Raw genomic sequence first — 8314 nt, forward strand, 5'->3', positions numbered from 1 at the left:
GGCACAGATCGTCATCAATCATTGGCTTAAGCAGTACAACCACACACGTCCGCACCAGGCTCTGAACATGCGACCACCAGTGCCAGAAACTCTAATCAGAAATGGCACAGAACTTGGGGGCTAGACAAACCGGACAGCACGAAAAGAACCCGCAAAGGTTCGCTGGACGTTCAGATCCGGCAACAGGGCCGCTAGGCGCACCGCCAAGCTATCTTAGCGAGAACGAGGTGCGGGCGTGGCACTCATTCGCAGATGAATGGCCCTGGCTCGCAAAGGCTGACCGCGCGGCTTTGGTCCCGCTTTGCAAACTTCGGGTGAAAGTCGAGGACAAGAACGAAGTCATGCCCGTGTCGCTTGTGAACGAATACCGGCTCCAGCTTTCGTCGTTTGGCGGAACACCGACCACACGCTCAAAGGTTACGAGCGGGATCGGCCAAGATGCAGAAGACCCAGCAGATGAATTCCTCAATTAACGACCCAAAAGCGGACGTTCGCTGTCTGGCGCGCCAATGACTGCTATGCGGGACATTGGAGACATCAGGCCGGGGCAGATGGAACCAGTTCAGCACCCGACCAAATACGGCGATTTATGTACAGTCGGTTCTATCGGAGTCCCGTCGTTTTCGGTGGCATGGCGGTTAAAGACCTTGAAACCGGCTGGAAGGATAGTGCCAGGGCGTGCTTCGGAAACAAAGATGTGTTTGCTGTTTTCGGGCGAGGACAAAATCGAAATCGGATCATCAAGGGTGCCAATGTAAATGCCCAACCGATCTGGCCAGCGCTCGAATGTCAGGGCAAGCTTGGTTCCGCATCTGGAGCAGAAGTGAACGTCTACGTCTTTTCCGCTACCTTCCGAAGAGAGCGTGTAGACCGACGCCTTGCCTTCGGTGAACACAAAGTGTTGGCGTTCGAAAATCGGTTCAATCATTCGGTCCGAACCGGTGGCGCGCTGGCAGAACCGGCAGTAGCAGATCGTCACCCAGAGGGGTTCGCTGCCGGTGGTGTATGCCACATTTCTGCAAAGGCAGTGGCCAGTGTGTCCATCCGACAAATCCATTTCCTCTCAAATCACCCAAAGATGTTTCTTCCTAGCACACCCGGAGTTCAGTGACGCGATCATAATTGAACGGTAACTCCGGGCTCGAAGCCGCCATTCGCTGCACCGTGCACCAATGACCGAGTTGCGGACAAATCTGCCGTTAAGCATTTGTGCGTATCGACACGGGCCGCCAAATTTCCATAGCATCACTGTTTTCACCGCTCTCCTCAACTCAGCCAAGCTGCATCCTAGAACGACAAATGCGCGGGCGTGGTGGCTAACTCTTCAAATACAGCCCGCTATCCCCGGCAGAATTACTAGTGCACGTGGGGCTTCGGCTTGCCGCCGATAAGGTAAGACGCTTGCCCTAGTCGATCTATGAGGCGCCAGAGACCCCAGGTCAGGCCATAGACAAAGATCAGCAAGAGAAAGAACTCAAGCCACCAAGGCGCAGGCGCTTGAGCTGCTATCGCGAGGCCAATCAAAGTCAGAGGGAAGTGCAGTACGTAGAACGGGAAGACGGCACGATTGAATTCGTCAAGCAGTGGTGTGCCTTTGGTCAGGTACCGTGCTGCGAGGCCCAATGCCGCGAGACACCAAAACCATGCTGTTAGGGCTTCGATGATGGAGAAGATAGTTGCATTCGGAGGTGTCAAACCTTCAGGAACCCAACCACCTTCTGCGAGCGCCTGCCCTGTGGCTACGTCATCAAGCAGAACGATCGTGAGAAGTACGACCTTTGCGGCGAAAAACACTGCAGCGCCCGCCAGTAACCACCAGACATTTCGCCTCGTCCAATCGAGCAAACGTTCATGGTCGGCCCCAATCAAGTAGCCACCAGAAAAGAATAGAAAATAAAGGGCGAATTGGTAGTCATCGCCAGCAAGGGCTGGCGCGAACGGTTTCAGAGACACCACGGCGACTGCAGACAATAGAAGCAGAAATGCGATCAAGACAGCTGGCTGTGGCATCCATTGTGTGATGCGCTCTCGAAAGGCGAACATCGGCCAACACATCATGGTATAGATGCTAAGATTCACCAAGAACCAGAGATGTTGAACTTGTCCAGGCTCTGGCGCGGTAATCCATCTCCAGAAGAAGGGCAGAAATCCCGAGATGTCACCGGTCATCAGTGCAATGGCATAGCCTCCAAAAACATTGATGAATAAAGTGCCGAATAATAGTGGGATGCCGAGGCGTAGCAGGCGCTGCCCCATAAATCTTGGTCCCGCGCCTCTCGATGTGAGAAACCAAGTTCCAATACCCGCGATCAGAAACAGCGACGGGAGCCTCCAGCTGTGACTCCAATAGATGAACAGCGTCATCCCGTCGCCGGCCAAACTGTTATTTACAAACCTGTAGATATCGACGCCCCAATCAACGAAGCCGACGGCGATATGATGCGGGACGAGGAGAGCGAACAACAATACTCGGAGCCAATCCAGTTCATGCTTTCGAGTCATTACACATTCTCCTGCGAGCAGATTGCGTTGGCAGTTCCAAACATAGCCTCGGCCGGAAGACTCGGCGCCCCACAATCTTGGTTATCTGCAGCCTCAACTGAGTGTATTGGATGGTCAACACATATGGGGGGCGTGTTCTTAATCAGAATGAGGGCTTCGGACCCGTGTCTAAAAGATATCAGAAATTGTACGGTTTCACGCTGGTTTCCCGTAAAAGCCCCACTCTTGACAGAAAACCCTCAAGATTGGAAACGTAAGTTGTGGTTTAGACCGGAATGGATCGTCGCGAATGCCGAAACGCATACGGAATGATACTCCGCGAACTTTACCCGCCACCCTCCGGTTGGTGTGCCTGTCCGTCTGCCTGTTGTCCTCAAAGCCCGCCTTCGCCCAAGCGTTCTTGGAAGACATGAGACTCGTTGGCATCGGCGGCAGCGGACAGTCCTCAATTGCCGCCAGCTTTCGGAACCGAACCGGCGGGTTGTCAGATGGGTCGCGGTATTCGTTCAACCGATACTACAGCACCGATTTTCAGGATGTGCGGGTTACAATGCTATCGCCTGTGGACGCAAACTTCGGGATCATTTGGGGGTTTGGAACTGGTGAGGGCGGCAACTCGTACCATGTTGAGCCAAGTCTCAAGCTTGGCTTTCTTGCGACCGCACCCGTCGGAGACAATGAGCTGCTGTCCCTTTCTGTGACAACTGTTCTCGGCGGGTACTTTCGTGAGGGGACCTGTGCAGCTGACTACGGTGCAATCGGTGGCGTGCAGACAGTGAATTGTCGAATGGCAGACTCAATATTGCCGCCATCGGAAACGCTAGATTATCTGGTCAATCAAAGGCCAAGTGATCAGGTGAGTATCTCGCTCAGGTATCAGTTGAGGTTCTGACAGAAAAACGGCCGGGATAACCCGGCCGAATTTATCATGATTGCAGTTGGTTTAAGGGATAGGGATAGAGTTCGGTGACAATGCGCAAAACAGGCACGCCTCACCTTGTCCATGGACATTTTCTGAGTAGTCCGCAATCGTGTCTGTGCGTGCAGTTTTCAACAGTTGATCAACAACATCGGCCGGTGCTGCAGTATTGAATTTATCACCGATAAGTGCTGCATAGCCCGAGACAATTGGCGCGGCGAATGACGTGCCGAAAAGGCAGGTTCCCAGTGACGTGTCGCAACCTCCTCCGCCAACGTACTTCTGATAATCGCCTGCCTCGACACCAACCACCAGATACTGACCGGCTGCGTCAGTACCTGCTTGCGTTGAATAAGCTGCAAGTGTCGCTTTGCTCGCGACAGTCCCATTCTCCTCGAGGGCACCAACGAAAAGCACGTTTTCCGAACCGAGCAACAACCGCGCCAGCGAAGGCTGGTACGTCGCAGTGCCGAATAGGGTGGGTATAACAAAGTCGCTTGTTACCGTTGCTCCTCCGTCGTTGCCGGCAGCCTTAACGAAAACAGCTGTACCTTTGTCCGCCTCTGCGACAAGCGAGTCCCAGAGCGTGTTCCCCAGAGAGTAGTTGCCGTAAAGTTCTGTGCCCGCTGGATCAACCAAAGCAAAGCTTAGGTTAACAACTTGCAAACCCGATCCGCTGAAGCGATCGCTGATGACGCCCGAGGTGTCTCGTCCTCGGCCCGAAGGCTGATCGATGTTGGTGAATGTCGCCCCCGGGGCAACCAGGCGTGTCTGAAGCGATGTCCACTCTCCGTGAGTCTGCGTCCGCGTGGTGTCGTCTAGATTGCCCGTAATAGAATCGCCGGAAAAGTTATCCAGAATGATCAAATGCGTGCCGACGCCAGTAACGCTTCCACCCCCAAGGGAAGTATCCGCGGTATCGAACGCGCTCGCGACGTCGGGGTCCATCCACGTATAGTAAGTTGGTATCAGAGTTACCGGATCGTCGCCACCCTTGTCAGGCTTGCCTTTGGTTCCACCGTCTCCACCGTCGTTGGAACACTTATCTTGGTTCGGTTCTGCGCGGCAGCTTTGAGCATCTGCGACATCAGGAGCCATAGCCAAAAGGCCGACAACGAAAATGGGCAGCACGACTTTGCTAAATATATTCACAGAAAATCCCCTTCAAATCAGGTCGAAAAAAGATAACAAGAATGTGAGCTTTGTCAAAATCTCGCCTAAAAAGCGGGAATCCTGGAGGATTTTGGGTGCCTTCGGTGCGAAATTAGAAACAATACTATCGAGCTTCCGCGCGTTGTTTCGGGGCAAAGCGTTCTTTGACACCCTTCAATCAAGATTCGGTATCTCGCGATGGCTCCAAGTCAGAGCGACCACACGGTCGGTTAAGTTGCGCGGCTAATTCTGATCTTCGCTCAGGACATAAGATCTCGCCACACCGTTGGATTGTTTTTTCATGCGACGCGGCGGCATTGGGATCTCGGCAGCAATTCTCTACGCGTTACACGCGCGGACGATTATAGAAGAAGGCCTGACGTTCGCAACGCTTAGACTGCAATAGTAATGAGCTGATATAGCCGACCCACCGAAGAGCGTAGCCAAAGCGATGTAGATAAGTTTATCTTAGCCTCGCTGCGAAACAGACTGTTGCCCAGTTAGCATTAGGAACGACATGCTCGCCATTGGTATTGTCCGGTTGGTTGAAGTTCTAATAACTCTTATGGGAGAACAAGAATGGCTTCGAAAAATCTGACAGTTTTGACTGCGCTTATAATTGGCTTGAGTCTGAGTGGACCCGTGTTCGCCGGCAATCACAGCTCGACACCCGCCGCGTCCGCAGCTGATGCCAGAAGCGGAAACGCCGATAGTGCACCTCAAGGTGGAGCAGATACAGGAACCAGCGCATCAGAAAGCGCTTCCGATGCGGGCTCGCGTAATTCCAACGGGGTTTCGGATAGCGGTGCGTCGAACTCTGATGGAGCTTCAGGCGACGGCTTGGAAGCAGCTTGCTCCAAAGTGGCGGCACAGGCTGCCGCGGCTCTTGACTGCTAGGCAGGGGAATAAGAACACGTGGCGTCCTTAAAACTGAGTGGCGCCGCGCGTTTACACTTCTGAGTCTGTTGCCGTGTTAGAAAAGAAGATCGTCCAAGATGTCATCCGGAACTTGGCCGGGAAAGTCATTGGGTGAGCTGAGTGTATCGAGAACGGCTTCAACCGGTAGCAACGGAAGGCCTGTTGCTGGATCAACTGGCGGCACACCAACGTCTGACGGCGGGGCCTCCGCTACCGGAACACCTACCGGCACCTCAGTGGGGGGGAAGTTCTCTGTGAAAACTGCTTTTCCCGTTCCGAGTGCGTTCCCCGGAAATCCTGAATCTGGTCTAGCCATGTCTGCCTCGTATTCTCTAGTTTTGTTTTCCTGATAGAAACTCAGATCTAGTGTGTGGTTCAATGACCATTTTTCTAGTTGGCCAAATTACATCGACATGTGGTGAATGCTGCAACATTAAGGTCCGCTCTGGGCTCAGAGCAGCCATTCGCTGCAGCTAGCGCCAATGACTGCTATGCGGACAAAGCCGCCGTTCGCTGCATCTGCAAAGCGATCGGGACTCCCGAATATGTGTCAACGTCCATTGCAGAAATCCATCACGTTTGGGCAATGCGACAAGAGAATGTCTTGGAGATCTGGTCTGGAGGCGACTAGGCTTTTCATGAGGGCATTTCGACCTGAGTTCGAGAGGAGAAGTGCCGTGGCATTTGGAAGAGCCGATGCCCTATTTGCCAGGAGATAGACGCATGACAGATATTTCAGTGATTGGCCTTGGAGCCATGGGCTCAGCTCTGGCTCGGGCGCAAATTGCGGCAGGCCGTTCAGTTACGGTTTGGAACCGTAGCCCTGAGAAAGCCACGCCGTTGGTTGCTGAGGGTGCAATCGTCGCCGCGACGGCGTCCGAGGCTATCGCGGCGAGTCCTGTTACGATAACTTGTGTAAAGTCGCATCCGCAAACGATGGGCATTTTGCAGAACGCTTCAAACGCGCTGCCAGGCAAAACGATCATCGAACTCTCCACGGGCGGGGCAACAGAAGCCGAAGATTTGGCTCACTTTTTAGAAGGCGCCGGGGCCGAGTGGATGTTTGGTATTATCAATGCTTACCCACACATGATCGGTAACGAAGATGTTGTGCTCTCTGTTGTCGGTACGGAGGAGCAATGGACCTCACACAGTCCGATAATCACATCGATGGGTGGCAGTTCGGTCCATGTGGGCGATCAGGCGGGGATGCTGGCCGCGCTTTTTGCAGGGTTATTCACAGTTCGCCAAGGTTTCATGTGGGGCATGATTTACGGTGCTATTGCTTGCAAGAAGGCGGGCATTTCGATGCAAGCCTTCTCTGATCTCGTGCCTATCTCGATGGGTATGATGAAACCGTATTACGACTACTTTGCTGCAACCGTGCCAAACGCAACTTACGACGACCCACCAGCAACAATGCAGACTTATGCCGCAGCACTTGAAGATGTTCTTGCAAGCTTCGAGGCTCTTGGAGCCCGAGATGAGTTGCCTCGATTGTTTGTGGACATGGCCAACAAAGGTATGGCTGCCGGATATGAAGACAAAGCGCTCACAGCTATCATAGAAGTGTTGGCGCAAGACCGTGCTGACTAACAAAGCCACGCTGATCGCCTGTCATTTCCCTTTGATTTGACGCTCGAGATCACCGGCGTCAAAGAAACCGCAGCAACGCTTTACTTGCATATCATCGTTGAGTTCCCACTCGTGCCAGCCCGCTAGAGATACAAAGTTTCCAGTTTCTGCGTGATTGCCTTCGAGGGTCCAAATGAAAACGGCTCTATCTCCGGCGTGACGTGTTTCGCGGCAATGCACGACCAGTCCAGGAAAGGTCGCTAACAACTCTTTCGCGTTTTCGCCAATTGCAGCGCGTCCCACATGCGGTTCGCCACCGTTAACGGAAATTGTCCCATGTTCTGCAAATAACTCTGCAATTTTTTGAGAGGCCCCCTCGCTCCAAGCAGCCGCGTGCTCTTTTGCCATCCATTCGACCCGCCGGGCTCTTTCCGTTGTCATTCGTCTCTCCGAAGTTCAAGTTCTGCGCCTTAAATATACCAAAAGGATCGACGGCCGAAATTAATTAAGGATTTATGTGCACTCCGAATTGTCGAGCCTTGGGCTCAGAGCAGACCTTCGCTGGACCTTGCATCAATGATGCTTTGCGGGACGCAAGCTGTCATTAGTTACTGTGCAGCGGAAAAGAAATACGCTGATATGTGAGCAATCATTTCAGGCGTACGAGGCTCGGAGCTATTCATGCGTGTGCCCGGTACCGTCAGCGTCGGATAAAGCGCGAATGGATAGAAACGCTCAGGTGTCCATTCTCCTCCATACTCAACGAGACTCTTAGAGTATTCGTACTCTGGGATACTCGCAACCGGGCGGCCCATCAGTCCGAACAATGGGGGACCCTGCAATATATCGCCAGTAGTCTTGGGGTCGGACGCCTCGATCCGGTGACACGCCGCACAATTCTCGTAAGCCAGATCGCGCCCCTTGCTGACATCACCCATTTTCAAAAGGTTGGCAGGAACTTCAGGCGGAATAGGACCTGCGCCAGCCGAAAGCAGCATCTCGGTGATGTCATCGCGTTCAAAGCGAATTGCAAGCTGTAAGGCTATGGTCGGACCTCTGCCTATTTGAAGGCCGCCAGGTGCATTTCCGACAGCGTTGACGTCCGCGCCTTCTTCAAGGAGTGTCTAGCCCCCAAGTTCTGTGCCATTTCTGATTAGAGTTTCTGGCACTGGTGGTCGCATGTTCAGAGCCTGGTGCGGACGTGTGTGGTTGTACTGCTTAAGCCAATGATTGATGACGATCTGTGCC

11 protein-coding genes are annotated in these 8314 nt (G+C 53.3%); 4 read left to right on the forward strand and 7 right to left on the reverse strand.

Annotation, left to right across the window (positions count from 1 at the left end):
- Positions 1–13: 13 nt before the first annotated feature.
- Both BOA8489_RS21135 and BOA8489_RS19480 read left to right on the forward strand, forming a co-directional pair.
- The gene (locus BOA8489_RS21135) at positions 14–124 is read left to right on the forward strand and encodes an integrase core domain-containing protein (protein WP_370807277.1); all 111 of its coding nucleotides are present in this window, start codon (positions 14–16) and stop codon (positions 122–124) included.
- The gene (locus tag BOA8489_RS19480) at positions 102–473 is read left to right on the forward strand and encodes a hypothetical protein (protein WP_141138345.1); all 372 of its coding nucleotides are present in this window, start codon (positions 102–104) and stop codon (positions 471–473) included. The genes BOA8489_RS21135 and BOA8489_RS19480 overlap by 23 nt, the downstream gene beginning before the upstream one ends.
- Positions 474–562: 89 nt before the next feature.
- Here BOA8489_RS19480 and BOA8489_RS19485 read toward each other — a convergent pair whose 3' ends face one another.
- A complete protein-coding gene (locus BOA8489_RS19485; protein ID WP_299751908.1) occupies positions 563–1057 on the reverse strand; it encodes a GFA family protein in 495 nt (164 codons plus the stop codon).
- A 299-nt stretch (positions 1058–1356) separates the two neighbouring features.
- The gene (locus BOA8489_RS19490; RefSeq protein ID WP_093975984.1) at positions 1357–2502 is read right to left on the reverse strand and encodes an acyltransferase family protein; all 1146 of its coding nucleotides are present in this window, start codon (positions 2500–2502) and stop codon (positions 1357–1359) included.
- A 409-nt stretch (positions 2503–2911) separates the two neighbouring features.
- On the opposite strand from BOA8489_RS19490, the gene BOA8489_RS19495 reads away from it, so the two are divergent.
- Entirely contained in the window at positions 2912–3394 is a 483-nt protein-coding gene (locus BOA8489_RS19495; RefSeq protein ID WP_093975985.1) for a hypothetical protein, read from the forward strand.
- Positions 3395–3445: 51 nt separating this feature from the next.
- Here the strand turns inward: BOA8489_RS19495 and BOA8489_RS19500 are convergent, their stop codons facing one another.
- Both BOA8489_RS19500 and BOA8489_RS20280 read right to left on the reverse strand, forming a co-directional pair.
- Positions 3446–4573, reverse strand: coding sequence for a S8 family serine peptidase (locus tag BOA8489_RS19500; protein ID WP_141138346.1), 1128 nt, complete (start codon positions 4571–4573; stop codon positions 3446–3448).
- Positions 4574–5546: 973 nt separating this feature from the next.
- The gene (locus BOA8489_RS20280; RefSeq protein ID WP_141138347.1) at positions 5547–5807 is read right to left on the reverse strand and encodes a hypothetical protein; all 261 of its coding nucleotides are present in this window, start codon (positions 5805–5807) and stop codon (positions 5547–5549) included.
- A gap of 407 nt (positions 5808–6214) precedes the next feature.
- On the opposite strand from BOA8489_RS20280, the gene BOA8489_RS19515 reads away from it, so the two are divergent.
- Positions 6215–7087 (forward strand): NAD(P)-dependent oxidoreductase, encoded by an 873-nt coding sequence (locus BOA8489_RS19515; RefSeq protein ID WP_176440387.1) that lies wholly within the window; start codon positions 6215–6217, stop codon positions 7085–7087.
- 21 nt (positions 7088–7108) lie between these two features.
- On the opposite strand, the gene BOA8489_RS19520 is transcribed toward BOA8489_RS19515, so the two are convergent.
- From BOA8489_RS19520 to BOA8489_RS21140, 3 genes are all read right to left on the reverse strand, one after another.
- Positions 7109–7507, reverse strand: coding sequence for a nuclear transport factor 2 family protein (locus BOA8489_RS19520; RefSeq protein ID WP_093975990.1), 399 nt, complete (start codon positions 7505–7507; stop codon positions 7109–7111).
- 167 nt (positions 7508–7674) lie between these two features.
- Positions 7675–8064 (reverse strand): c-type cytochrome, encoded by a 390-nt coding sequence (locus tag BOA8489_RS20285; protein ID WP_141138348.1) that lies wholly within the window; start codon positions 8062–8064, stop codon positions 7675–7677.
- Positions 8065–8190: 126 nt separating this feature from the next.
- Entirely contained in the window at positions 8191–8307 is a 117-nt protein-coding gene (locus tag BOA8489_RS21140; protein WP_370807386.1) for an integrase core domain-containing protein, read from the reverse strand.
- Between the last annotated feature and the right edge of the window lie 7 nt (positions 8308–8314).

The sequence above is a fragment of the Boseongicola aestuarii genome, from assembly GCF_900184815.1.
In the GTDB taxonomy this organism is placed as follows: Bacteria; Pseudomonadota; Alphaproteobacteria; order Rhodobacterales; family Rhodobacteraceae; genus Boseongicola; species Boseongicola aestuarii.